Genomic DNA, 24,045 nt, shown 5'->3' on the forward strand with positions numbered 1-24,045 from the left:
TTCCTGCGAAGTTAGATCTTGTTGATTTGCCTACAATCTCCGTTTTGAGGATGTTCTGTTATGGATACAAATAAACTACTTTTAGTCATTATTGCGATTTTATTGCCCCCAGTTGCTGTATTTTTGAAGGCGGGAGCGGGTAAAGATCTGCTAATAAACATAGTGTTATGTTTACTGTTCTGGTTCCCTGGTTTATTACACGCACTCTGGGTCGTGACCAAGGCATAATTTGCCTTGAAATATAAAAAAGGCTCCTAGGAGCCTTTAAACATCACCACAAATTCCTTACTTTGCTAAACGTTCAACACGCTTAACCCAGCCTTCAGGACCTTTAATATGGCCCTTTTGGATTTCGGTATACAGTTTATAGATGCGCTGAACATGCTCGCCCACTTCACCATTACCGACAGTGACAACATGGCCATCTTCAAAAATGTAGGAGCCCACAGCAGAAACCACGGCCGCCGTCCCAAAACCACCCGCCTCGATAATTTCACCTGATTCAATATCAGCGATAAATTTATCAAGCATGACAGTCTCTTGGCGCACTTCACAACCGAGCATCTCACCCAATTCCATGATGGATTGCGAGGTAATCGACTTAAGAATGGTATCTGTGAAAGTTGGAATAATCACAGTGCCATCTTTTAAGATGTGGAAATGGTTCATCGCGCCCGCTTCTTCAATCTGTTGATTGGTCGAATCGAGATATAACACTTGCGATGCACCAAAGGCTGCCGCCGCTTTACCCGCACGCAACGAAGCCGCATAGTTACCCGCGGCTTTTGAGGCGCCAGTGCCACCCGATACAGCACGATGGAAAGTTTTGCTGATCAGCAAGCGTATGCCTTTGTTCACGCCAGCCGCATAATAAGCGCCACTTGGGCTTAACACGACACAGAAGGTATAACGCGAACTTGGACTCACAGAGAGGCGGTCTTCGGTCGCAAAAATAAAAGGACGAATATACAGACACGCGCCTTCTTGCATCGGGAACCAGAGGCGATCGACATCAATCAACGCATTGATCGCATCCATCTGCATTTGTTCATCGATATTGGGAATACAGACGATATCGGCGGAGCGATTCATCCGCTCGGCATTCTTATTAATGCGGAAAGTATAAATCTCTCCATCTTCGTGCATAAAGGCTTTCGCGCCTTCGAAGATCGACTGGCCATAATGCAACGCCATTGCACCCGGTGCCATTTCAAATGGACCATAAGGAACGATGCGCGGATCGCACCATTGTCCATCATGATAATCCATCAAAAACATATGATCGGTTCTGAGGCTACCAAAGCCCACATTCCCCTCGGGCTTGAATTGCTCAGTACGGCGCTCGGACGCAGGTTTTAAATTGTAAGTTATTTCCATCGCATACCACCTTGATTACTGAACAAGCAGACTAGGGAGCGACAGGAATAAAGTCAAGAGGGGCGCGCATATCTAAAGGTCTAAGCAAATAAAAAAACTCGCTAACACGCTTGGTTCAACTTTTCACACAGCCTCAGAGACAGGATAAAACAATCCACAATAATGCCAATGGCAAGTATTTTTGCCACAATAGGGTCGAACTCCCAATGAGATGATCCAATGTCAGATTATAAAATGATCCCCTGCGCCCACTACGACTATCTCGAACTCGCCTGTCTGCGTGGTTATCAACTCAACATTGAGCTTATTGATGGCACCCAATGCCAAGGTAAAGCTATCACCACGCAGACAAGAGCCGACAAAACTGAGTGGCTTATCATCCAACTGCAACAAACTAAACAATCCCTTAGACTCGACCATATCGCCGCCATCACACCCCTCGAGCCTAATGCTGAATTTAGCCGAGTACTCATTGCGGCCAAGCAACCCTAGCAAAGGATATAACATGGCAACTATGATTTTATCGGTTGAAATCGGTCACTGGATCGGTGGGCATAACGGCCAATACCCTCATCTCATTGAATTTGATATGGCACACCTGGATAGACCCTTTCAGGTCAGCGAAGGTTGGGGGCATGGTTTAGGAGGCTCCGCTTACTCACTCGCACAATTTGTCGAAACGCCTTATTTCCTCAAACTCAAAACCGAGGCTCCTTGGGCGTTTGCCATTATCGAACAAGGCTTAGCCCAACAAGATATTGAGACTATCGCCAGCGCACTCTCAGAACAATATGGGGATCATCCGCCGCTTGTCCCTGCACATTTAATGGAATACTTATTAGGTTTAAGCTAAAGGGTTTTGTTAGAAGAGAGTGGACCTGCTGAACAATACAGGTTTAGTTAACGAGGTGTATTGCGGAAAAGCTTCACCGAGTCATGACACTCGGTGACAGGATTCGAAATAGGGATCGAAACAGGCTTCTAAACGGTACGAAAAATAGCTTAGCGCTTAAACCGCAACCGCCGCAATCACAGAAACTTCAACCAAATATTCTGGCTCGGCAATAGCGGCTTGCACACAAGCGCGGGCTGGCGCATGGCCTTTAGGCACCCAAGCATCCCATACCGCATTCATCGCATCATAATCCCCCATATCTTTCAGATAAATAGTCGCTGACAGTAAATGCTCACGCGAACTTCCCGCCTGCGCTAACAAGGTATCGACCTCCTCAAGCATAGTGACAGTTTGCTCGGTGATGCCTTGATACTTGTCCTTCGCCACTTGGCCACACAGATACACAGTACCTTGGTGGATCACTATACTGCTCATACGGGTACCTACATCTAAACGGGTAATACTCATATTGATAATCTCTTAAATCAGATGCACTTAAATAAATGGCTCAGCAAGAACCGAATCGGCCATTTTAGCGATAAACTGGCTTTATGTCTGCGCCACGAATCTAGGCAAAGGTGAATAAAAACGTGCCATCAAGGCAAATAATCCTAGGCTACAGCTCACCACGGCCAGCCACACTAACGGTGTCACCACGGCTAAATTGACTAATTGAAATCCGACTAAGGCTGCGCATGCCGCGATCAAAGCAAAGGGCAACTGAGTCACCACATGGTCATGGGGAGCGCAACCAGAACTGGTCGCACTGAGCACGCTGGTATCTGAAATGGGCGAGCAGTGGTCGCCAAAAACCGACCCAGCCATCACAGCGCTCAGTACAGGTAACAACAAATGAGGATCCAAGCTATGGGCAATCTCTGCGCCAATAGGGATCATAATTGCAAATGTTCCCCAGCTTGAACCCGTCGCAAAAGCCATTATCGCGCAGAGTAAAAACATTCCCGCTACCAGCAGGTGCGGAGAAAGATAAGCCTTAGCCCAAGCAGCCAACAATTTAGCGACGCCAAGATCTTGGATCACAGCGCCAATCATCCAAGTGCAGAGTAAAATCGCAATGGCGAAGGCGATCATGCGAACTCCGTGGCTCAAATCCCCCACTAATGCCGTTAAACGTCGCCCAGACAAGCCTAACATGGCAAGAGTGACTAAGGTTGCCAACAAACAAGCATCGCGCATAGAAGCGCCAATATCAGCCTTAGCAAGCCAGAGTGACACATCCCAAGAAGAGACCTGCTGAGCCCCAGACCACAAAGTTAATCCCACTGAAGCAGACAGCAGAGTCAGCATAGGGATTGCGAGCAGCCAAGGATTTCCCTTAACCTCGACCGTATTGGAGGATTCCACAGCAGTAACAGCAACAAAAGAGTGAAAACCTACGCCATACCAAGCGACGAGTACGGACAAGCCTAAGGTCACGATGGCGTAAAAGTTAAATAAGGCCACCTCAATAAAGGCTTCCAGCGGCGACACGGGCAAAAAGCTGATCCCCGCGATAAGCGCCATCACATAGGGGCCCCAACTGGAGAAAGGCAATAGCGCGCATAAAGGCGAAGCATTGGAATCAACTAAATAGGCGAGCTGCTCATGGCGAATACCATAACGCTGGCTGAGCGGCTGACACACATGGCCGACAGCAAGACAACTGAAAATCCCATCGATAAACACTAACCAACCAAGAAATACGACCCCAAGACGCGCCTGACGCTCAGTACGAATACGGCTATACAGCCAATCGCCAAACTGACCCACGGCACCGCCACGTGCTAACAATTGCGTCATGCTACCGAGCAATAACATGGCGAACAGCACATTGAGATGCCACGCTTGCCACGCGCCTTGGGCATAAAATTGTTTTGCACCGATATCAAGCAAATACAACCCAGTTTGCAGAGGATCAAATTGGGCGATTAATAGGGCACCAGAGACAATACCTACACCTAACGCCACCAGCGTGCGGCGTAAAAATAGGGCTAAGGTTAAGGTCAACAGTAGCGGGAGTATGGCGAGCAAACTAGGCGACATGGACCATTCCGATAAAAAATAAAACCAAGAATACTAACGAGTTAATAACAAATGCAAAAAAACTTAATTTAGAACCCAGTAATAGGGTGTTTTTTAACCAAACGGCAAGAATCGCTATTCCTTAAGTTCTAGGCACTGCTAGAATCACAGTCCCATCCAGAAACCATAGGACTCTCCAGATGAGCCTTGAATTACTGTCCAAACTGGAAACCAAAATCCAGGCTGCACTCGAAACTATCGAGCTTCTAAAAATGGAGCTTGAAGAAGAGAAGCAAAAAGCGTCTACGCTGAGTGAGCACAATCAACAATTGAATGCGCAAAACCAGCAACTACAAGAAGAACTCACTTCTTGGAACGAAAAAGTGACTGGCCTTGTTGGCTTGTTAAACAGCGAAATCTAAACTGCATTAGTTTGATGATGCTGCGCTTCGATCAGTTCGTTCAATTCTAAAATAGCCTGCTTCACTTTTGGCAGGCTTTTTCTTGGCAGTAAAAACCGTCCCTTCTCAAATTCCAATCGTCCTAAATCTTTAACCCAAATAACACCAGTGAGAAAAATACGCGCGTGCTTAACGATAAGCTTAGGTGCGTAGACAGGAAAAACTCTCATATGACCACCTACAAGCATTCTTGTTGTTATTGATTACAGTTGTTTGACAGAAGCTTTGCCACTTGAGTTTCATCGTTAGAGTGGTATTTTTCATCTTTTATCACCAAAAATACTTAATCGTTTGATTTAGTTAAACTATGAATATGTCACCCTGTGAGCAAAAAAGAAGAGCGCCATAACAATGTCACTTGCCAATTTTTTGACACTCTGCTAAATTATTAGCGTTACTCAGGGTAAAAATGAGTCCTCTGGCTCAAGTCCGTACTTTCTTTTACAAGAAGTACGGTTTTTTTTGCCCATTTTTTGCCTCGTCTTTATTCAATAAGTTCAAACGCCTAGCCTACAGAAGCCCACTCAGTACGTTAAGACCCCTATCAAAGCTTTATTTGCTTTGTTGTTGCCAACCGCCACAATAAAAAAGAGCCCTTAGGCTCTTTTTAAATGCAATTGACCCGTCCTAAATAGCGTTGACACTTTTCAAACTCATTTTGGAGAGTGTGATGACTTCAACAATTAAACGAACTCAACGTGATTATTCCCTCGCTTTTAAATTGGCCGTTGTCGACCAAGTTGAAAAAGGCGAGCTGACCTATAAGCAGGCCCAAGACAAGTACGGTATTCCAGGTTGTTCCACCGTGTTAGTTTGGCTTCGCAAACATGGAAAACTGGATTGCTCCCAAGGGACACCGTCTACATCAATGCGAGGATATTTAATGACTGAGCCCACCACTCTCACTCCCGAGCAAAAGATAAAAGCACTCGAAGCCGAACTTGAGGATACCCGCATGAAAGCCGCGTTCTTCGAAGCCATTGTCGAAAAACTTAGCACTGACTACGGGATTTCTGTCGTAAAAAAGCCACGCGCGAAACGCTCCAAGAAAAAACGGCCATAGGGTATCGCGTCACCCAATGCTGCCGCTACCTCGGGATTAGCGTCAGGCGTATTATCAGCAATGTCAGCGGCAAAAAATATCAGAGCAGAGGGAGCAACATGTATTGCAAACGGTGCAATATGAACGCTTGTTTCAACCTCGAATAGGTACACGCAAGTTACAGTATTTACTGAATAAATCGCATCAAATAGTGATTGGGCGAGACCGGTTATTTAGCAGCCTCAGAGCGCATCGTTTGTTGGTCGCGCCTAAACGGGCGTACCATAAAACGACTCACAGTCATCATCGATTTAGGTGTCATCCCAACTGGCTTAAGCCCAGTGAGCAACAGTGGACATCACTCGCTCAGAACAAGTCTGGGTGGCTGATATTACCTATCTGCCACTGCAAGATAATGAAGCCTACTGAAGCCTGGTGACCGATGCCTGGTCACGAAAAATCGTGGGCTATCATGTTGATGATAATCTCAAAACAGATGGTGTGCTAACAGCGTACAAACAGGCACTGAGGCAGCGGCAAGACAAAGGTAAACCGCTGATACACCACTCAGACCGAGGAATACAATACTGCTCAAACGCTTATCAAGCGGTTCACACTCATCATGGTGTGACATGCTCAATGACAGACGGATATGACTGCTATCAAAATGCGTTAGCAGAGCGAGTAAATGGCATATTGAAGCAGGAGTTTTTAACACATAAGCCAGCAACGCTGAAGGAGGCACGACAGATGGTGGCAGAAGCGGTCGCCATCTATAATCAACGACGGCCCCATTTGGCCTTAAAATACAAAACGCCCGATGAGGTTCATCAGGCGTTTTAGGTGGAAATAAGTGTCAACTTATTTCAGGACTAGACACAAAATGGGCCTTTCACTTAGAAAGGCAAGGTGTAGCCTATTGCTGCAGTACGTCCCATCCCTTTGAAATAACGATCATTTGTACCCATGGTTTGTGAGTAATAATTGAAATAATCCTTATTAAATAGATTTTGCAAACCTAGGCTCAGGGTGCCAGTGTAAAGCGGCATTGAGAAGGAAGCATCGACTGTCGTGTAGCCATCAAACTCTGCATACTTATTGCCCGCCGCGTTTTTAAAATCGCGGTCCATGTAGTAATTGGCTTGAACGCGGGTCGACATTTCATTATCGAAGTTATGGGTCCAGAACAGGTTGATACGGTTTGGTGAAATATTTGCACCATCGAGATCGGTATCGGTATCGGTATCGACTTGGCTATCACCATTTGAATCGTATTCGCCCTGCTGGAAGGCGATATTCATGCCGAGATCATCATTGCTGGTAATGTAGGCGGTGACATTGGCTTCAATACCATCGATCACACTCTTTTCGCGCTTCACGTCGTAGAAACCATCACTATTTAAGGCCAAACGTGAGCCAAAATCAGTAGCGGAACGATAGTAAGCTAGCTTAGCGCTTAAGTATTTACCTTGGTAATCGGCGCCGACTTCAACGTTATCTGTGACGATCGGTGTGAGCGCCAGTGAGCCATCTATGCTGGGATTATCGCCGGGGAAGCTTTTACCATCACGCAGAATTCGGCCGATATCCGGCATGCCAAAACCTTGGTTATAGCTGGTATAAACGCGAATGTCAGGAGTGATTTTATAAGAGATACCGACGTTAAATAAGGTTTCATCGAAGGTGGCTGAACCGCCCGCAATTTGCTTATTGCCTGCACCCCATAGGGTTTTGTAGTCATCGACACTTAACTCGGCATGTTCGTAACGAACACCAGTCGATAAGGTTAAATTTTCAATTAAGTCATAATCTAACTGCAAGTATGGCGCAACGTTGTCATAGGTACTTTCGGGAACCCATGAAAAGCCAGTTTTTACTAAGTCTTGCTCTGTGGTATCGCGGAAAAGGTCGACACCGTAGGCCGCATCAATCCCTGAACCCGCAATATCTTTAGCAATCAATGAGCTTTTTAAACCCCATTTAACTGAAGCATTACGCGATTGCTCGTAGTATAAGCTTTCGCCTTTACTGCCGACACCGCACTGGATCACTTGGTCGCTACCTTCGAAGGATGGATCGTAGAAACTGTCGAAACAGCCGCCACCATAAACCGCTTTAAAATCTTGATTAAAGAGTTGTAGGTTAAGTTGTTGGCCACCAATGTTGGCATGGGTGTAAGTCAAACTTGTGGTGGTCACTTGGTTGTTGGCGGCTTCCCATGGCTGAGTTTCTTTAACTGCACCTGTGGGTACACCATTGGGCTTGTCACCTGCAACGGGCATCCAATCGCCATTGTTGTCTGCATTGTAATGGTTAACCATTAATTCAAGGCGAGACTCATCGAAGTTATGGCCAAGCTTGATGAAGAAGTCTTTGCTTTGACTGTCCATCGACTCGCCTTGAGTCGTGTCGACACCCACTACGTTATGGTTAGCATCGTAATAGACGCCATTATTGCGGTAGCTAACCGAACCTATCATGTCGATAAATTCTGACTCGCCAGAAAACGCATAGCTAGCACCAAAGCTTAAGCCATTGGATTTCATTGAATCAGGCACTGTGACATCGAAACTAGCAACTTGTTCGCTGTCGCCTGTTGGCTTTTTAGTGATGTAGTTGATGATGCCGCCTTGGGCACCGAGACCGTGCATTGCATTGGCGCCGTGAATGATTTCGATGCGCTCAATCATGGCAGGATCTATGGTTTGTCCTTCTCTACCACCACTGCGAAGTGGGTTCGATTGAGGCACGCCGTCGATCATAATCAATGGCGGACGACCACGCAGGGTTTCACCTGTGTTACTCATCTTCTGGCGGCTCGGTGAAAAGCTAGGCGCTAAGTTACCGATAATAGTCGATAAATCTTTAGTGGTGCGGAACTGTTCTTCTAATTGGGCACGGTCAATGATAGTGACAGTATTGGGGATCGAGCTGGGGGATTTATCCATTCGACTTGCGGTGACAGTGATTTTTTCTATGTCTTTATTTTTGTTGTTTGGACTGTTGTCGGTGGCATCTTGGGCCGCAGCGGATTGGGTTAACGCTGCGAATACGGCTAAAGCAACAAACGAGGTTTTGAATGTCATATAACTTCCAGCTAAGGGCGAATGAGTTTGTTACACCGGCTCCCTTGGCATAGGTTAATATTCCATTAAACTGTATTACAAATGATAACGATTTTTATTATTCGCGATTTTAGGGGAGGAATTACAGCTTGTCTAGTCACGCCATACAGGAAATTGCATGATTTGACGACAGTATGAATAAATTGCGACACAGCACTCGGTATAGATAGATTTTACCCTAAAGGCCATGCATATAGTGCGAGTTCATGTCGGTAAGGCATTACCTTGTTTGGCATTTGTCTTTGATTTAGGCTGACCTATGCTTTAGTCGCAGGTTTGATTATTTGATTGGATCACGCGTTTGCCTTAGTGCTTTCGATTGTCTGGCGTGTTGATGGAAGGCTATAATCGCGCCCCTTTATACCGTATCTCGCATTGGTACTCTGATGAACCGTAAAAAGAAGATTAATCAAACCTTGAAGAGCAAGGCAAAAAAGGCCAATGCCAAACTGCAATCTAGCAATAAACCTAAATATATTGCGAAGGCAGAGAGAGAAGCATTAGCTGCGGCAGTTGAGCATAAGACCCCATCAAAAACCGCAGAACCTCAGCTTGATATTGCACTGCCAATAAGCTGATTAAAGTAAGTAGTTAAGCCTATAGTGCAGTTAAATACTCGATAGGGTTTTGATAAAAGGCCTTTTTATAACCTTGGGTTGAAGTATCCATCAGCCAAGGTTTAGGCAATAAGCTCAAAATGGAATAGTGCAAATGGGGCGGTTTACCTTGTGCATTGCCCGTATCGCCGACAGTGCCCAAAGTGTCACCTTGGTAGGTAATCAATCCTGTGGCTGATTCAATTTGGGCTAAATGGGCAAAGTAATGAATTTGCCATTTAGGACCTAAACCAACCACCACATTTCCTCCTTTGAAGAAGTCACCTCGATACAAGATCAGCATAGGCGTTGGCGCAATCACTGCGGTGTTTTTGGCGGCGAAAATATCTATCCCCTTGTGAACGCCCGATGGACCCCAAGGTTCATACCAAAAGGTTTGGCTGTTCCAATCTTTACTGCTGGCACCTTTTACTGGGATCGCGGGTGACTCAGGGATCAGATAACCACCAAGTAGCAGTAACGTCAGTGCTAATCCAACATATTTCAATTTCATTTTTTATCCTGCATTAAGTGTTTGCGTACCTTAAGTTTTAATGAAACTCGCTAAATTCCCGCCAATTTTCAGGATATTGCAAGCGCTCAGTTTCTGAGAGTGATAGCCAATAGGGGCGCCAAAAATAGCTGCACCAAAAGTCGATATTACCTTGAAGACTGCCGAGGGTATCGGGATCGATATTAGGAAAGCTTTCCCATGGATTGGGCGGGGTGGATTTGAATCTGATTAATGCTTCTAGCAAGGGTTTGTCATTGGTCACTAAGGTTATGCACACACCCGCAAAATCGTCATATTGGTTCAGTAATACGCAGGTCGCTTGGGTTGGATGTTCGATAAAACCGTTAAAGTTGACCGTTTGCTCGGGCAATATGTTAAAGCCTGCCTGGCTAAGTAAAGTGTTTAAGGCCTCTTTCCCTTGGTAAGTCAGCAAGCAATGCAATTGATAAGCAAAAATATCTGCTCTGTCCATAGGTACAACGAGTGGATAGGTTTGTATGATTGGCAAGCTGATATTGGGCATCTGGGTTTGATGAAAAACAGTGTGTAACTCAGTTTGTGGCCTAGATTGCTCGAGGCTATCACTATTACGCGCAAGGCGTTGTTTAATCCAAGTTAATACTGACATTATTGTTATTTCTCAGTGAACTTTACTGGTGAATGGCGTATTTGCGGATTCTGCTATCGGGGATGCCGTGATTTCTGGGGCCTGCCATCTTAACCAACCTTTTACTCGAGGCGCATCAATATACCAGAGACCGTTTTGTTGAATTAATGCCAACCGTTCGCGTGATGGGCCAAAGGGGCCGGGATTTTGTTGAGCAATTTCAATACTGCTATCGGTAACTGAGGCAATGATCGCAACGTGACCATAGGGGTTAAATATCCATGGAGAAAACACGAGTAGATCATCCTGCATAGGTTTGGTCTGACTCGCATTAGTGTATTGCCGCATAGCGCGTTTTTCATTCCACATGCCATCGCTTAACTTGTTATCAAAAAAGTCTCTAGCATGGCCTAAAGCGTCAGGCATTTTATGCTGGTAGCGTTGGTAAAAGTAGCGCTTAACAAATTCAACACATTGATATTGAATACCTAAGTTATAACCATCTATAGATAGGTTGCGTCCTGAATGGGTATTAACTCCTCCGTTATAATAGATATTAACCCCGTTTAGAGTGTCGATGACTTCTCCTACTTGATGGTGGGAATTAAAGTTAATCCGAGTTATCAGACTGTAGGCACAGTATACGAGCCCCATCAGTATCGTGAAAAATGCTAATAGAATGGATAAGCGTCTAATCATCTTTAGTACGGCAAGCTAAAAAGAGTTGTTGAGTAAGATACTTATCTCACTTTCGGGCTGCGTATTTTATGTTCTGAAGAACATGGACGTCTAGGGTATGGGTTTTATATTGGCACAGGTTAATACTTTTGGGTGATCTAAGGTTATCTAAAACAAAGGCCGCATCAGCGGCCTTTGTTATTTTGGCGGTTAGAGTAAAGCGGTTGCGAGTAGATAACCGACAGCCGATGCTGTCGCTACACCGATAAAGCCTGGAATGATAAAGCTGTGGTTAATAATGAACTTACCTATTTTAGTCGTACCTGAACGGTCAAAGCCGATACAGGCTAGATCACTTGGATAGGTTGGTAGCACGAAATAACCGTAGCTTGCAGGGAGGAAGGCGATTAAGAGTTTTGGATCGACCCCTAAGGCGAGTCCCATAGGTGCGATTGCAGTGAGTGCTGCCGCTTGGCTATTTACAAGCTTAGAGATGAGAAACAGCACTAAGGCATAGGTCCAAGGCTGGCTTTGTACTACATGGGACAGGTTTTCCTGCAGTACATCCATATGGCTGATGAAGAAAGTATCACTCATCCAAGCCACACCAAATACTGAGAAAATTGCTACCATGCCCGCTTTAAAAACGGGGCCATTAGAGATGTTGGTCGGTTTGACTTTACAGGTCATCAGAATAAAAGCACCTGCAATTAACATCATCATCTGGATCACTAAGTTCATCGAGAGTAAGGTCGACTTACCTTTAACGTCAAAGGCGGGACGCAATTCACTAAATGAACCTAACAGTACCACAGCAGCGATAGCGGTGAAGAAAATCCCCGTTGCCCAGTAAGCTTCCTTCGGATATTTTTGATTTAACAGGGTTTCGCTCTTGTCATAGATAAAGGCTCTTTGGACTGGATCTTTTATGCGTTCTTGAAATTCTTCATCTTTATCTAAATCTTTACCACGACGCAGACTCCAAAGTGCAGCCGCCATGACACCGCAAAGCGATGCTGGCACTGACACCATTAAAATTTCGAGCAGATTGTAAGCGCGGCCTACACCCTGTTGTGATGCCAGAATCGACACCATAGACACCACTGCCACCGATACGGGCGAAGCACAAATCGCCATTTGTGAAGCGACAGATGCCACCGCCATTGGGCGCTCTGGGCGAATATTTTTCTTCAGCGCGATATCGGAAATAATCGGGAACATGGTGTAAACCACATGGCCAGTACCGCAAAGGAAGGTCAGCGTCCACGTGGTCAGCGGCGCTAGAATCGTGATGTATTGTGGATGACGGCGCAGTAAGCGCTCGGCATACTGCATCATCACATCTAATCCACCCGCGGTTTGCAATACGGCTGCACAGCCAATGACTGCAAGTATGGTTAGCATAACTTGCACTGGCGGTTGCCCCGGCGCTAAACCGAAAACAAAAATCAGTAAAAATAAGCCAATACCGCTGATGAGGCCTAGTCCCATGCCGCCGTAGCGGGTACCTAGCAGTAGGCAGCTAAGCACTACTATAAATTCCATTAAAATCATCCGATTTACCTCTGCGGAACTTACCGCTTAGCTATTAGTTGAGTGATGAGTGTCTTCAGGAACATTCTGCGGAGTAAAAGTGTTTGAAAAATTGCGCTGGCGCATGGTGTAAATAAAAAATGGCATTAGTTTTTTCGGAAATTTGACCTAACGCTAGAAACACGTGGCGATAAGTTGCATTCTGGTTACGAGTTTTACGGATTGGGCTAACGCTTTGAGCTCACTCCGTTTAAAAGAACGATAACAATACTCAAGGATAAGCCCGTGAAACCTGCCACCTTTAATACCGAAGCCTTTGATGATTGGATCCGCAGCCGCTTTGTGGAACTCAATTCCGAGCTAGAACAGCTTTACTACCAACAAACAGATCGGGCCAATGTGCTCGATATCGGCGCAGAAGCTAAGTTGGCGCTGGAGAGCGAAGGGCGAGAGTTGATTAAGACCTTGCTCGATGAGGGGAATACTGATGAAGGTTTCGACAGTGCCTTCGATTTACTCGGCAATGTGGGCTTGTATATGGCGGCCTGTCGGCGCCATGAAATTACCGAGCCCTCGCGGGAAACGACATCGCCATTAGCTGAGGCTTCTGCGCTCGCCATGCATATTGGCGCTTCAATAGGCGTCACGCCGCGCTTTGCCACCGCACATTTAACCACGCACAATCGTGCCCACAATGGCATTTATAAGCGCTTTACCGATCTGAGCGCCGAAAAGCTGTTTGTGGATTACAATACTAAAGGCATTTTGGCCTATAAACGCGCCGCCGATGCCCTATTGAAGATCCAGCCTTTGGGCATTTCCCATCCCATCAGCCACGATTTACTGCGAGTCGCTAAACAGGCCTTGCAAGATGTGATTGAGTCGAATACTCAATTATTTAACCGATTAGATACTGACCGTTTCTTTTACTGTGTTCGCCCTTACTACAAACCTTATCGGGTGGGCTCGGTCATTTATCGCGGCGCCAATGCAGGGGATTTTGCTGGGATTAATGTCATCGATTTAACGCTAGGTCTCTGTTTTGCAAACGAAGCTTCTTATTCGCAAATGCTGGTGGACAAGTTTTTATACATGATGCCAGAGGATCAGCAGATATTGCGCGAGTGCATGCGTCGGCCGAATTTGATGGATGACTTCCTGCAGGCAAAAGACTGCTCAACCCAAGATTGGTATCAAGAAAACTTGCGACTCTTCATCGAAGTCTGCGAATTACATGGCGAGACTGCGATTCAGCACCATAATGAGTTAGTGACTAAATATATTGCTGAGCCTTCGACAAGTATGGAGCAGCAGCATTTAGCTAAAGTCACCGCCAGTGGTCCGCCACTGCATGTGCTACTCGGCTCATTGGAGCGACTCAGAGACAGACGCGCCGCCGCTCAGCGCAGCGATATTCGGACTCGTTATTGTGATATTAAAAAACTAAAAGAGAGTTTGAGATAACACTATGTTTGAAGATTTTAAAAAGGACTTTTACCTAGCAGGTCCAGGATATCTATTAAACCATTCCGTTGGCCGGCCATTAAAATCGACCGAGCAGGTCTTTAAAGAAGCCTTTTTTGCGCCTTGGCAGGAGTCGGGGCGTGAACCTTGGGGCCAGTGGCTGGGTGTGATTGATGATTTTACCTTTGCTTTATCTAAACTATTTAACGGCCACCAAAAGGATTTTTGCCCTCAGGTCAATCTTTCCAGTGCGCTGACTAAAATTGTCATGTCCCTCGACAGATTGAACCGCGAACACGCCGTTGTGTTAATGAGTGAGATTGATTTCCCCAGCATGGGTTTTGCCCTTAAAAAAGCGCTGCCTGCCAGTTGCGAAGTACGCTTTATTCCTAAAGGGCTCGATATCACCGACCCTAATGTGTGGGATACGCATATCAGCCGCGATGTGGATCTGGTGTTTGTCAGCCATGCTTACTCGAATACGGGGCAGCAGGCGCCATTAGCCAATATTTTCACTATAGCCCGTGAGCGAGGTTGTTTGAGCTTAGTGGATGTCGCGCAATCGGCGGGGATTATTCCGCTGGATCTCGCGCGCCTACAACCCGATTTTTTAATCGGTTCGAGTGTGAAATGGCTCTGCGGCGGCCCTGGTGCTGCTTATCTTTGGGTTAATCCCGCCATATTGGAGAGTTGTCAGCCTAAAGATGTGGGTTGGTTTAGCCACGAGAATCCGTTCGAATTTGATATCCATGATTTTCGTTACCAGCATTCCGCACTGCGCTTTTGGGGAGGGACACCATCAATCGCGCCTTATGCCATTGCCACCCATAGCATTCATTATCTTGCTGGTTTAGGTACTCCGTTGCTGCGTAAATACAATCAGCAATTGATTGATGCCGTGGCACAAGAGCTCGACCATGAGTTTGTGTCGCCGCGGGATACTGAAAAGCGCAGCGGCACGCTTATTCTGCAGTTTGGTAAACAGCAACATCAAATGATGACGGCATTGGCGAACGCGAATATTAGTGTCGACGCCCGCAGTATGGGGATCCGGATTTCTCCGCATATTTATAACAATATGGCTGATATCAAGTTGTTACTTGATGTGATTAAAGCAAATCGCTAACTTAAATGATTTAAAATGGCTTGCTAGGCTAAGTTGTACCACGTAATTACAGCTAACAAGGCACAACACTCTGGGAGGCAAACCGCGACATGGTCGTTCCCGTATGCCGGCGTTAATTCACCGCCACACGGGCAACTTGAGGTTATTTATTGGGTGCGATCATGCTTAAATCTTATAGTCATAGCGGCAGACCATAGGTCGCGGGGTGTGGAGCTTGGGATCGCTGGGCGTGATCGCTAAATCTGCAGGTAGCATAACAGTATCGATGATCAACGCACTGCTCATATCAACGAGTGTCAGCGGGATGGTAAAGAGCAGCAAGGGTGGGGCCGCTAACGCGGAGATCATCATACACTCCTCGCCATTATCAACAGCCGTTTGCACACTTGAGAAAGAGTGGCCCCAAGTTGAATCTTCTCCCATCCTCGACGTTATCGTTGCGCATCCCGTGAGAGAACAGCACACGACCAACCAAGTCAACCAACGCATAACCACTCCATTGTTTATATGTGAAAAACTGCATTGCTTCGGTATGATCTACTCACTTGATCAACTGAGAGCGTTAGTGATGTGGAACCAGATCAGGTTTCATTTGACGCCAACCTGTTCTGTTTCAACAGCTTGGCATTCTAACTATATGATTATATCTGTCAATTATTCATCAACAGAAACGAGATACAACCAACCTCAATAACCTAGTTGTTAACGGCGACTATTGTTTTGGATTGGTATTAATCATGGAGGTTTGTATGCCGTGCCCTCGCAGAACTCAGATGAGTTTTGAACATACTCTTTAAAATCAGTCTCCACTTCCCTCACTGGCCATCTAGCTACTTTTATTACTTTCCTTAAAACTGCTTCAGTAAATATTCGCTTGAGGGTAGGCCGAGAGCATATTATGTTGCTGATTTAAAATGGATGGCTGGATTTACTGCTTAGCGATGACCACGCTACAAGTAGAGTCTACCGAGAGGTAACAGGATGAACAATAAAGCAGCGCCGCAGCAGTCGGCGTCGACAGAGCAAGACACACAACCGTTGAACGACAGCCGGTATGAAGATCTGCCGCGCAGTGAGTACCTGCAATTACCCCAAGAGGAGCAAGACCGGCTCAATAAGCTACGTCTGCAGCGGGTGCGTGAGGCGCCCACCCTCTATGAGTGGGATATTAGGGTAGCGACCGTGTATGGCATGGGGTGGCTCGTTGTCATTATTCCCTGCGGGATAATGGTGCTGATTGGCTTGGTGGCGTACTGGTATGAGTCTGACCAATGGTATGGTTTTTTTTTCATGGCACTGATTTTTGCGCCATTTATCCGCTACCTCTGGTTGGCCGACAAACAGTACCACTATCGACTCACCACCGAGGGGTTAGTTACCACCTATCATGATGCGATTCCGGATGCAGCCTATGCGGTAGTGCGTGGGTTGGCTTGGTTTGGGGTGGTGGTTTGTATTGTCGGGGTGGCCTTTTTAGGCCCGGCCGCCTTGGTCGGCGCGGGTGGTTTTGCCGTGATGGCATTTTTCTTTACTGGTTTTAAAAATATAGAGACTACTTACGAGAGTCCTATAAAAAATGGGCATCGTCATTTGATTAAGGTAACGCGGAATCGTCCATTTATTGCCTGCCAATCGGATGTACGAACAATGGGCTTACGCGCAAGTATTCGTCTTCATTGCCCATTGGATAAGATACACATTATCTTGTCATTGCTGATGACGCAGTTACCTGATTCTGAAATCCGTGTATTTAAAAATGAGCGCGTGTTAGATGGCGTACCATTTGCGTCATTTGAGTCAGGCGAACCAGTCCAATTGTCAGATTTTACCCCTGATAATACCCAGCCCAGTTAACGTTTTTTCTCGCGCCTGTTACTGGCGCTAATTACGACCATTATCTGGATGCAGGCTAACAGACCTTTAGCGGCGAGGTCGTCAAGGGTGAGAAGACATTAAGTACAAGCCGTGTGGGTAGGTTAAAGATGACCATGCAGTACTGTGGGCACAGCAAAGGAATAGCTATATGAATAAGAGAGCAGCGCCGCAGCAGTTGGCGTCGACAGAGCAAGAGACAAAGCTGTTGGACGACAGTCGGTATGAAGACCTGCCGCGCAGTGAGTACCTGCAATTACCCAAAGAGGAGCAAGACCAGCTCAATAAGCTACGTCAGCAGCGCGTGCGTGAGGCGCCCACCCTTTATGAGTGGGATATTCGGGTGGCGACTGTCTATGGTCTATTTTGGTTAACCTTCCTGATCCCGTGTGGCTGTTTAGCACTTATAGGGAGCTATTTGCTATCTGGCGATACTAGCTTGGGTATAGGGTTAATCATCATGGCTCTAATTATGTGCCTATCTGCTCGTTACCTCTGGTTTGCAGACAAACAGTACCATTATCGGCTCACCACCGAGGGGCTGGTCACCACTTATCATGACGCTATTCCGGATGCCGCCTACGCGGTAGTACGGGGTCTGGCTTGGTTTGGAGTGGTGGTTTGTATTGTCGGGGTGGCCTTTTTAGGCCCGGCCGCCTTGGTCGGTGCAGGAAGTTTTGCCGTGATGGCATTTTTCTTTACTGGTTTTAAAAATGTAGAGACTACTTACGAGAGTCCTATAAAAAATGGGCATCGTCATTTGATTAAGGTAACGCGGAATCGTCCATTTATTGCCTGCCAATCGGATATACGAACAATGGGCTTACGCGCAAGCATTCGTCTTCATTGCCCATTGGATAAGATGCACATTATCTTGTCATTGCTGATGACGCAGTTACCTGATTCTGAAATCCGTGTATTTAAAAATGAGCGCGTGTTAGATGGCGTACCATTTGCGTCATTTGAGTCAGGCAAACCAGCCCAACTATCAGATTTTGCCCCTGACAATACCCAGCCCAGTTAACGTTTTTTCTCGCGCCTGTTATTGGCGCGAGACTCGGTGTCCATCAGTGACAGCTTTGCCACCAAGATGCTAACAGACTTTTTAGCGGCAAGGTCGTCAAGGGTGAGAAAACATTAAGTACGAGCTGTGTGGGTAGGTTAACGATGACCGTGCAGTCCGTGGGTACAGCAAAGGAATAGCTATATGAATAAGAGAGCAGCGCCGCAGCAGTTGGCGTCGACAGAGCAAGAGACACAACCGTTGGACGACAGTCGGTATGAAGACCTGCCGCGCAGTGAGTACCTGCAATTACCCCAAGAGGAGCAAGACCGGCTCAATAAGCTGCGTCAGCAGCGGGTGCGTGAGGCGCCCACCCTCTATGAGTGGGATATTAAGGTAGCGACTGTGTATGGCATTGGGTGGATCATGGTCCTTATTCCGTGCGGGATTACGGCTCTAGTTGGGTTGGTGACATACTGGTATGGATTTGAGCAATGGTATTATTTTCTCATCATAGCGATGATTTTTGGGCCATTTATGCGCTACCTCTGGTTGGCTGACAAACAGTACAATTATCGGCTTACCACCGAGGGGTTAGTTACCACCTATCATGACGTTATACCGGATGCTGCCTACGCGGTAGTGCGGGGGCTGGCTTGGTTTGGGGGGGTGGTTTGTATTGTCGGGGTGGCCTTTTTAGGCCCGGCCGCCTTGGTCGGCGCGGGTGGTTTTGCTGTGATGGCATTTTTCTTCACCGGTTTTAAAAATATAGAGACTACTTACGAGAGTCCTATAAAAAATGGGCATCGTCATTTGATTAAGGTAACGCGGAATCGTCCATTTATTGCCTGCCAATCGGATGTACGAACAATGGGCTTACGCGCAAGCATTCGTCTTCATTGCCCATTGGATAAGATGCACACTATCTTGTCATTGCTAATGACGCAGTTACCTGATTCTGAAATCCGTGTATTTAAAAATGAGCGCGTGTTAGATGGCGTAACATTTGCGTCATTTGAGTCAGGCGAACCTGCCCAACTGGCAGATTTTACCCCTGACAATCCCCAGCCTAGTTGAATAAAGCTTGGACACTTAACAATAATGGCGCGGTAGTTAACTTCCGACTATATGGGTGGTTTTATGCCGCACCCTCGTATAGTTTAAATCGGTTTTTAACCATCTATCTCTATTGTTGCTGCTGTTGCCGCGGTGTCTGGCGTGCCTTCTATGAATGATAAAAGAGTGGTTGGCGATGATGCCTATTTAGAGAACAACGCGATGATTGAATCAGAATCAAAGTTGTATATACCTTCAAAATACAAAAAGCCCCGATAGCGTTGCTATCGAGGCTTTTATATTTTCTGTATCAATTACATAAAGCGAGCCGGTTGTATAGCGCTAGCCATTACAGGCTGTAGTACATTTCAAACTCAAGTGGGTGAGTTGTACGTGCTACGCGCTCAGCTTCTGCTGTTTTCAGTACGATATAAGATTGGATGAAATCTTCACTGAACACGCCGCCTTTTGTCAGGAACTCATGGTCAGCTTGCAGATTTTCAAGGGCGTTTTCTAATGACGTTGCCACTTGTGGGATTTCAGCCGCTTCTTCTGGAGGCAGATCGTACAGATCTTTGTCCATCGCTTCACCTGGGTGGATCTTGTTTTGGATACCGTCAAGACCCGCCATCAGCAGCGCTGCGAAACCTAAGTATGGGTTTGCATGTGGATCAGGGAAGCGTGCTTCGATACGACGGCCTTTAGGGCTTGGTACCACTGGAATACGGATTGATGCAGAGCGGTTACGGGCAGAGTAGGCCAACATAACAGGTGCTTCAAAGTGTGGCACTAAACGCTTGTAAGAGTTAGTGCTTGGGTTAGTGAAAGCGTTCAGCGCGCGAGCGTGCTTGATGATACCACCTATGTAGTACAGAGCCGTTTCACTTAAACCTGCGTATTTGTCGCCAGCGAACAAGTTAACACCGTCTTTCGCCAGAGATTGGTGAACGTGCATGCCGCTACCGTTGTCACCAACGATGGGTTTAGGCATGAAAGTCGCCGTCTTACCGTAAGCGTGTGCCATGTTGTGCACTACGTACTTCAGAATTTGGATTTCATCCGCTTTCTTAGTCAAGGTGTTGAAGCGAGTGGCGATTTCGTTTTGACCTGCAGTCGCCACTTCGTGGTGATGCGCTTCAACCACTTGGCCCATTTCTTCGAGCACTAAACACATAGCGCTACGTAGGTCTTGTGATGAATCAACCGGTGCAACTGGGAAGTAACCGCCTTTAACAAATGGACGGTGACCTGTGTTGCCGCCTTCGTAGCTAGTGCCTGAGTTCCAAGCCGCTTCTTTAGCGTCGATCTTAACGAAACAACCTGACATGTCAGTACCGAAACGGACATCGTCAAATAGGAAGAATTCTGGTTCTGGTCCAATCAATACAGTATCAGCGATACCAGTAGAGATCAGGTAAGCTTCTGCTTTTTTAGCAATTGAGCGTGGGTCACGGTCGTAACCTGTCATAGTACCGGGTTCAAGAATGTCACAACGGATCAGCGCTGTGGTTTCTTCGGTGAAAGGATCCAGTACGAATGTCGTTGGATCTGGCATCAGTACCATGTCTGATTCGTTAATGCCCTTCCAACCTGCGATAGAAGAACCGTCAAACATTTTGCCGTCTTCGAAGAAATCAGCATCTACCTGATGAGAAGGAATAGATACGTGCTGCTCTTTACCTTTAGTGTCGGTAAAACGTAAATCAACGAACTTAACTTCTAATTCTTCAAGTTGCTTTAAAACTGATTCAACTGACATTCTCAAGCCTCCGGTAGGGTAAAGGGATGCCCCTTCTATAATCTTTTAACTCAAGTGATTTATCTTGAGCCAAACTTACGAGCTATAAAGCGATATCCATGCCAATAATTTAACTTACTGATTAACATGGTTTAAAATCTTTGTTGCACTTAATTGGATTCGCGTGTGCACCATAATAGTGCTTTTGTCTGTGGCATTTTGGTGCATTACTCCATTTTGGTGCGCACTGAATTGATTCATGCAAACCTTAAGCTGGGATGCACAGCGATAACATGCACCGCTTATATGGCACTGAGATGGCAATAACGCTTTGGCTTTCACTATCTCAGTAAGTACCGCCTCTGTGAAGCTCACACATACTTGCAGCACTGCACGAGACTATTTATCACCACCATAACCGCCGCATAATTGTCATAAAACCACGCTAGTCTGTCCAACTATGCCACGCATTATCAATCCAATAGTGGTTTATTATCATATTATTAGGAAAGAGTTCGTTCTCATGTGCGAAATGTCTTTGCTGTTCACAGGCCAAGTGAAATCAGTGATGCGTAAAAAGGTATCCCGTGACAATGAAGTGAGTCTTAATGCCATCGGGTGTAAACGCCAACATGAACGTTAGATTAAGTGTGCCGCAGAATTTATTGCAGTGTGTTCACGTGGTAATTTCTCTGTATCTAAGTCGATTTTACTGATGCTTAAATCGACATTAGCAGTGCTAACATTGAATACGAAAAATAGCAAATTCAGCTGCTTAACTCGGATTTTTCCTACGAATATGGCAATTAAACAGAGCGTTAACTCTGGCTATAGAGGATTTCATTCAGTGGATGATTGGCGGAAATTACCCAAGGATTGGCGAATTGTTTTATAAGTGTTCAAAAATAATCCTGTGCGCCAAGGCCGCTCTGGAGTAGAATGGCACGCTTTTTATTGTGGTAGATCGAGCTCGATCACCATAACGAATTACTGAAATATCCCTATTTTTGTTTGATGGTAAGAGGTTTATCCGTGCTAGAGAATTTACGTAACATCGCCATTATTGCACACGTTGACCATGGCAAAACGACCCTGGTAGACAAGTTGCTGTCACAGTCAGGCACCCTTGCAACCCGAGGAGAAGCCACTGAGCGGGTGATGGACTCCAACGATCTTGAAAAGGAACGTGGGATCACGATTCTGGCAAAGAATACTGCCATCAAGTGGAACGACTACCGTATTAACATCGTTGATACCCCAGGCCACGCCGATTTCGGTGGTGAGGTTGAGCGTGTTCTGTCTATGGTTGACTCAGTATTATTGCTAGTTGATGCCGTTGACGGTCCAATGCCACAAACTCGCTTCGTAACGAAGAAAGCGTTTGCTCAAGGCCTAAAGCCAATCGTTGTTATCAACAAAATTGACCGTCCAGGTGCACGCCCAGATTGGGTTATTGACCAAGTATTCGACCTGTTCGATAACTTAGGTGCAACTGACGAGCAGCTAGATTTCCCAATCGTTTACGCTTCTGCGTTAAACGGTTTTGCAACTTTAGATCCGGATGTAGCGAGCGATGATATGACGCCGCTGTTCCAAACTATCGTTGAAAAAGTATCTTTCCCAGATGCTGACGCCGAAGGCGCGTTCCAGATGCAAATTTCGCAAATCGACTACAACTCATACGTGGGTGTTATCGGTATTGGCCGCATCAAGCGTGGTAGCGTTAAAACGAACCAACAAGTGACTATTATTGGCGCTGATGGCAAAACTCGTAACGGTAAAATGGGCCAAGTATTAGGTTACATGGGTCTAGACCGTACTGAAGTTGAAATTGCTAACGCTGGCGACATCGTTGCTATCACTGGTTTAGGCGAGCTGAAAATTTCTGACACTATCTGTGCCGTTGGTGCAGTAGAAGCTATGCCACCTTTGACTGTTGATGAACCTACTCTGACCATGACTTTCCAAGTTAATACTTCACCTTTTGCAGGTAAAGAAGGTAAGTATGTGACTTCACGTAACATTCTGGAGCGTCTGCAAACAGAATTAGTCCACAACGTGGCACTGCGTGTTGAAGAAACAGAAAGTCCAGATCGCTTCCGTGTATCTGGCCGTGGTGAATTGCATTTATCAATCTTGATTGAAAACATGCGTCGTGAAGGTTACGAGTTAGCCGTATCACGTCCAGAAGTTATTCTGAAAACTATCGACGGTGAACTGTGTGAACCATTTGAAACGTTGACTGTTGACGTTGAAGAAGAAGATCAAGGCACAGTAATCGAGAAATTAGGTACCCGTAAAGCTGAAATGAAAGACATGCAGCTTGATGGTAAAGGTCGTGTACGTATCGACTTCATCATCCCAAGCCGTGGTTTAATCGGGTTCCAAACTGAGTTTATGACAGCGACTTCTGGTACTGGTCTAATTTATCACTCATTCGACCATTATGGTCCGCACAAAGGTGGCGATATCGGTCAACGCGCTAACGGCGTATTGATCTCTAACGCAACGGGTAAGGCTCTGACCTTCGCACTGTTCGGTCTGCAAGATCGCGGTCGTCTCTTTATCGGCCACGCCGCTGAAGTATACGAAGGCCAAGTGGTTGGTATTCACGCTCGCTCAAACGATCTGACTGTTAACTGTTTGAAAGGTAAGCAGCTGACCAACATGCGTGCTTCTGGTACTGACGAAGCCCAAGTGTTGACTACGCCAATCACAATGACACTTGAGCAAGCGCTTGAGTTCATCGATGATGATGAATTAGTTGAAGTAACGCCTAAGAACATTCGTGTTCGTAAGAGACACTTGACTGAAAACGATCGTAAGCGCTTTAACCGCGGTTAATGCCACCTGTTAACTCAGGTGACACGCCCTTAAGGTGAGTCAATCGGTTTAAAAAGCCCTGCATAGGAAACTGTGCGGGGCTTTTTGTTGGG

At 46.2% G+C, this 24,045-nt stretch carries 22 protein-coding genes and 1 pseudogene; 12 read left to right on the forward strand and 11 right to left on the reverse strand.

Translation table 11 applies throughout. The features are described 5' to 3' along the window. Positions 1-60: 60 nt before the first annotated feature. The gene (locus RA178_RS01615) at positions 61-228 is read left to right on the forward strand and encodes a YqaE/Pmp3 family membrane protein (protein WP_006079767.1); all 168 of its coding nucleotides are present in this window, start codon (positions 61-63) and stop codon (positions 226-228) included. 57 nt (positions 229-285) lie between these two features. On the opposite strand, the gene RA178_RS01620 is transcribed toward RA178_RS01615, so the two are convergent. Then, positions 286-1,377 (reverse strand): branched-chain amino acid aminotransferase, encoded by a 1,092-nt coding sequence (locus tag RA178_RS01620; RefSeq protein ID WP_131524942.1) that lies wholly within the window; start codon positions 1,375-1,377, stop codon positions 286-288. Positions 1,378-1,596: 219 nt separating this feature from the next. On the opposite strand from RA178_RS01620, the gene RA178_RS01625 reads away from it, so the two are divergent. Next, positions 1,597-1,869 (forward strand): Rho-binding antiterminator, encoded by a 273-nt coding sequence (locus tag RA178_RS01625; RefSeq protein ID WP_105251101.1) that lies wholly within the window; start codon positions 1,597-1,599, stop codon positions 1,867-1,869. Between the two features lie 13 nt (positions 1,870-1,882). Beyond that, positions 1,883-2,230, forward strand: coding sequence for a hypothetical protein (locus RA178_RS01630; protein WP_173248027.1), 348 nt, complete (start codon positions 1,883-1,885; stop codon positions 2,228-2,230). A 156-nt stretch (positions 2,231-2,386) separates the two neighbouring features. On the opposite strand, the gene RA178_RS01635 is transcribed toward RA178_RS01630, so the two are convergent. Then, a complete protein-coding gene (locus tag RA178_RS01635) occupies positions 2,387-2,740 on the reverse strand; it encodes a RidA family protein (protein ID WP_173248029.1) in 354 nt (117 codons plus the stop codon). Between the two features lie 81 nt (positions 2,741-2,821). Further along, a complete protein-coding gene (locus RA178_RS01640) occupies positions 2,822-4,315 on the reverse strand; it encodes a Na+/H+ antiporter NhaC family protein (protein WP_306684260.1) in 1,494 nt (497 codons plus the stop codon). A gap of 179 nt (positions 4,316-4,494) precedes the next feature. Here RA178_RS01640 and RA178_RS01645 point away from each other — a divergent pair, with 179 nt between their 5' ends. Continuing rightward, positions 4,495-4,716 carry a cell division protein ZapB gene (locus RA178_RS01645; RefSeq protein WP_006083484.1) on the forward strand — a complete coding sequence of 74 codons (222 nt, stop codon included), beginning with the start codon at positions 4,495-4,497 and terminating at the stop codon, positions 4,714-4,716. Here the strand turns inward: RA178_RS01645 and RA178_RS01650 are convergent. After that, complete coding sequence (locus RA178_RS01650; protein ID WP_006083486.1) at positions 4,713-4,925, reverse strand: DUF1107 domain-containing protein; 213 nt, start codon at positions 4,923-4,925, stop codon at positions 4,713-4,715. The genes RA178_RS01645 and RA178_RS01650 overlap by 4 nt on opposite strands. A gap of 500 nt (positions 4,926-5,425) precedes the next feature. On the opposite strand from RA178_RS01650, the pseudogene RA178_RS01655 reads away from it, so the two are divergent. Beyond that, a pseudogene (locus tag RA178_RS01655) lies at positions 5,426-6,640 on the forward strand (IS3 family transposase). Positions 6,641-6,693: 53 nt separating this feature from the next. Here RA178_RS01655 and RA178_RS01660 read toward each other — a convergent pair. Then, positions 6,694-8,883 carry a TonB-dependent receptor gene (locus RA178_RS01660; RefSeq protein ID WP_306684262.1) on the reverse strand — a complete coding sequence of 730 codons (2,190 nt, stop codon included), beginning with the start codon at positions 8,881-8,883 and terminating at the stop codon, positions 6,694-6,696. 425 nt (positions 8,884-9,308) lie between these two features. Between RA178_RS01660 and RA178_RS01665 the strand changes: the two genes are divergently transcribed. Further along, positions 9,309-9,500, forward strand: a complete 192-nt coding sequence (locus RA178_RS01665; protein ID WP_131524038.1) for a DUF2986 domain-containing protein — start codon at positions 9,309-9,311, stop codon at positions 9,498-9,500. A gap of 19 nt (positions 9,501-9,519) precedes the next feature. Here the strand turns inward: RA178_RS01665 and RA178_RS01670 are convergent, their stop codons facing one another. From RA178_RS01670 to RA178_RS01685, 4 genes are all read right to left on the reverse strand, one after another. Next, positions 9,520-10,032 (reverse strand): M23 family metallopeptidase, encoded by a 513-nt coding sequence (locus RA178_RS01670; protein WP_105251107.1) that lies wholly within the window; start codon positions 10,030-10,032, stop codon positions 9,520-9,522. Positions 10,033-10,069: 37 nt separating this feature from the next. Then, a complete protein-coding gene (locus RA178_RS01675) occupies positions 10,070-10,660 on the reverse strand; it encodes a hypothetical protein (protein ID WP_306684265.1) in 591 nt (196 codons plus the stop codon). Positions 10,661-10,672: 12 nt separating this feature from the next. Beyond that, positions 10,673-11,338, reverse strand: coding sequence for a CHAP domain-containing protein (locus RA178_RS01680; RefSeq protein ID WP_306684266.1), 666 nt, complete (start codon positions 11,336-11,338; stop codon positions 10,673-10,675). 189 nt (positions 11,339-11,527) lie between these two features. Then, positions 11,528-12,871, reverse strand: a complete 1,344-nt coding sequence (locus tag RA178_RS01685) for an anaerobic C4-dicarboxylate transporter (RefSeq protein ID WP_105251110.1) — start codon at positions 12,869-12,871, stop codon at positions 11,528-11,530. A 264-nt stretch (positions 12,872-13,135) separates the two neighbouring features. Here RA178_RS01685 and RA178_RS01690 point away from each other — a divergent pair, with 264 nt between their 5' ends. Together RA178_RS01690 and RA178_RS01695 are read left to right on the forward strand one after the other, a co-directional pair. After that, on the forward strand, positions 13,136-14,314 hold the full coding sequence (locus RA178_RS01690) for a PrnB family protein (protein ID WP_105251111.1): 1,179 nt from the start codon (positions 13,136-13,138) through the stop codon (positions 14,312-14,314). Between the two features lie 4 nt (positions 14,315-14,318). Beyond that, positions 14,319-15,440, forward strand: coding sequence for an aminotransferase class V-fold PLP-dependent enzyme (locus tag RA178_RS01695; RefSeq protein WP_105251112.1), 1,122 nt, complete (start codon positions 14,319-14,321; stop codon positions 15,438-15,440). 165 nt (positions 15,441-15,605) lie between these two features. Here the strand turns inward: RA178_RS01695 and RA178_RS22130 are convergent, their stop codons facing one another. Beyond that, positions 15,606-15,929 (reverse strand): YceK/YidQ family lipoprotein, encoded by a 324-nt coding sequence (locus tag RA178_RS22130; protein ID WP_212600259.1) that lies wholly within the window; start codon positions 15,927-15,929, stop codon positions 15,606-15,608. A gap of 492 nt (positions 15,930-16,421) precedes the next feature. Between RA178_RS22130 and RA178_RS01705 the strand changes: the two genes are divergently transcribed. The 3 genes from RA178_RS01705 (at position 16,422) to RA178_RS01715 (ending at position 19,392) form a co-directional block, all read left to right on the forward strand. Further along, positions 16,422-17,294, forward strand: a complete 873-nt coding sequence (locus RA178_RS01705) for an immunity protein TsiV2 protein (protein WP_306684269.1) — start codon at positions 16,422-16,424, stop codon at positions 17,292-17,294. A gap of 169 nt (positions 17,295-17,463) precedes the next feature. After that, positions 17,464-18,336, forward strand: coding sequence for an immunity protein TsiV2 protein (locus RA178_RS01710; protein WP_306684270.1), 873 nt, complete (start codon positions 17,464-17,466; stop codon positions 18,334-18,336). 183 nt (positions 18,337-18,519) lie between these two features. Then, positions 18,520-19,392 carry an immunity protein TsiV2 protein gene (locus tag RA178_RS01715; protein ID WP_306684272.1) on the forward strand — a complete coding sequence of 291 codons (873 nt, stop codon included), beginning with the start codon at positions 18,520-18,522 and terminating at the stop codon, positions 19,390-19,392. Positions 19,393-19,720: 328 nt separating this feature from the next. Here RA178_RS01715 and glnA read toward each other — a convergent pair whose 3' ends face one another. Further along, positions 19,721-21,130: a glutamate--ammonia ligase gene (gene glnA / locus RA178_RS01720; protein WP_113941334.1), complete on the reverse strand. Its 1,410-nt coding sequence runs from the start codon at positions 21,128-21,130 to the stop codon at positions 19,721-19,723. A 1,011-nt stretch (positions 21,131-22,141) separates the two neighbouring features. On the opposite strand from glnA, the gene typA reads away from it, so the two are divergent. Next, entirely contained in the window at positions 22,142-23,953 is a 1,812-nt protein-coding gene (gene typA, locus RA178_RS01725) for a translational GTPase TypA (RefSeq protein WP_105251119.1), read from the forward strand. Positions 23,954-24,045: the final 92 nt, after the last annotated feature.

The organism is Shewanella oncorhynchi (assembly GCF_030848765.1).
GTDB classification, from domain to species: domain Bacteria; phylum Pseudomonadota; class Gammaproteobacteria; order Enterobacterales; family Shewanellaceae; genus Shewanella; species Shewanella oncorhynchi.

Excerpts from the sequence above, each read along its gene's own strand:
- RA178_RS01680 (WP_306684266.1), bottom strand. The coding sequence starts at position 11,338 with ATGATTAGACGCTTATCCATTCTATTAGCATTTTTCACGATACTGATG.
- RA178_RS01630 (WP_173248027.1), top strand. The coding sequence starts at position 1,883 with ATGGCAACTATGATTTTATCGGTTGAAATCGGTCACTGGATCGGTGGG.
- RA178_RS01665 (WP_131524038.1), top strand. The coding sequence starts at position 9,309 with ATGAACCGTAAAAAGAAGATTAATCAAACCTTGAAGAGCAAGGCAAAA.
- RA178_RS01685 (WP_105251110.1), bottom strand. The coding sequence starts at position 12,871 with ATGATTTTAATGGAATTTATAGTAGTGCTTAGCTGCCTACTGCTAGGT.
- RA178_RS01615 (WP_006079767.1), top strand. The coding sequence starts at position 61 with ATGGATACAAATAAACTACTTTTAGTCATTATTGCGATTTTATTGCCC.
- RA178_RS22130 (WP_212600259.1), bottom strand. The coding sequence starts at position 15,929 with ATGCGTTGGTTGACTTGGTTGGTCGTGTGCTGTTCTCTCACGGGATGC.
- RA178_RS01695 (WP_105251112.1), top strand. The coding sequence starts at position 14,319 with ATGTTTGAAGATTTTAAAAAGGACTTTTACCTAGCAGGTCCAGGATAT.
- RA178_RS01645 (WP_006083484.1), top strand. The coding sequence starts at position 4,495 with ATGAGCCTTGAATTACTGTCCAAACTGGAAACCAAAATCCAGGCTGCA.
- RA178_RS01710 (WP_306684270.1), top strand. The coding sequence starts at position 17,464 with ATGAATAAGAGAGCAGCGCCGCAGCAGTTGGCGTCGACAGAGCAAGAG.
- RA178_RS01635 (WP_173248029.1), bottom strand. The coding sequence starts at position 2,740 with ATGAGTATTACCCGTTTAGATGTAGGTACCCGTATGAGCAGTATAGTG.
- RA178_RS01675 (WP_306684265.1), bottom strand. The coding sequence starts at position 10,660 with ATGTCAGTATTAACTTGGATTAAACAACGCCTTGCGCGTAATAGTGAT.
- RA178_RS01650 (WP_006083486.1), bottom strand. The coding sequence starts at position 4,925 with ATGAGAGTTTTTCCTGTCTACGCACCTAAGCTTATCGTTAAGCACGCG.
- RA178_RS01660 (WP_306684262.1), bottom strand. The coding sequence starts at position 8,883 with ATGACATTCAAAACCTCGTTTGTTGCTTTAGCCGTATTCGCAGCGTTA.
- RA178_RS01670 (WP_105251107.1), bottom strand. The coding sequence starts at position 10,032 with ATGAAATTGAAATATGTTGGATTAGCACTGACGTTACTGCTACTTGGT.
- RA178_RS01620 (WP_131524942.1), bottom strand. The coding sequence starts at position 1,377 with ATGGAAATAACTTACAATTTAAAACCTGCGTCCGAGCGCCGTACTGAG.
- glnA (WP_113941334.1), bottom strand. The coding sequence starts at position 21,130 with ATGTCAGTTGAATCAGTTTTAAAGCAACTTGAAGAATTAGAAGTTAAG.
- RA178_RS01625 (WP_105251101.1), top strand. The coding sequence starts at position 1,597 with ATGTCAGATTATAAAATGATCCCCTGCGCCCACTACGACTATCTCGAA.
- RA178_RS01705 (WP_306684269.1), top strand. The coding sequence starts at position 16,422 with ATGAACAATAAAGCAGCGCCGCAGCAGTCGGCGTCGACAGAGCAAGAC.
- RA178_RS01640 (WP_306684260.1), bottom strand. The coding sequence starts at position 4,315 with ATGTCGCCTAGTTTGCTCGCCATACTCCCGCTACTGTTGACCTTAACC.
- RA178_RS01715 (WP_306684272.1), top strand. The coding sequence starts at position 18,520 with ATGAATAAGAGAGCAGCGCCGCAGCAGTTGGCGTCGACAGAGCAAGAG.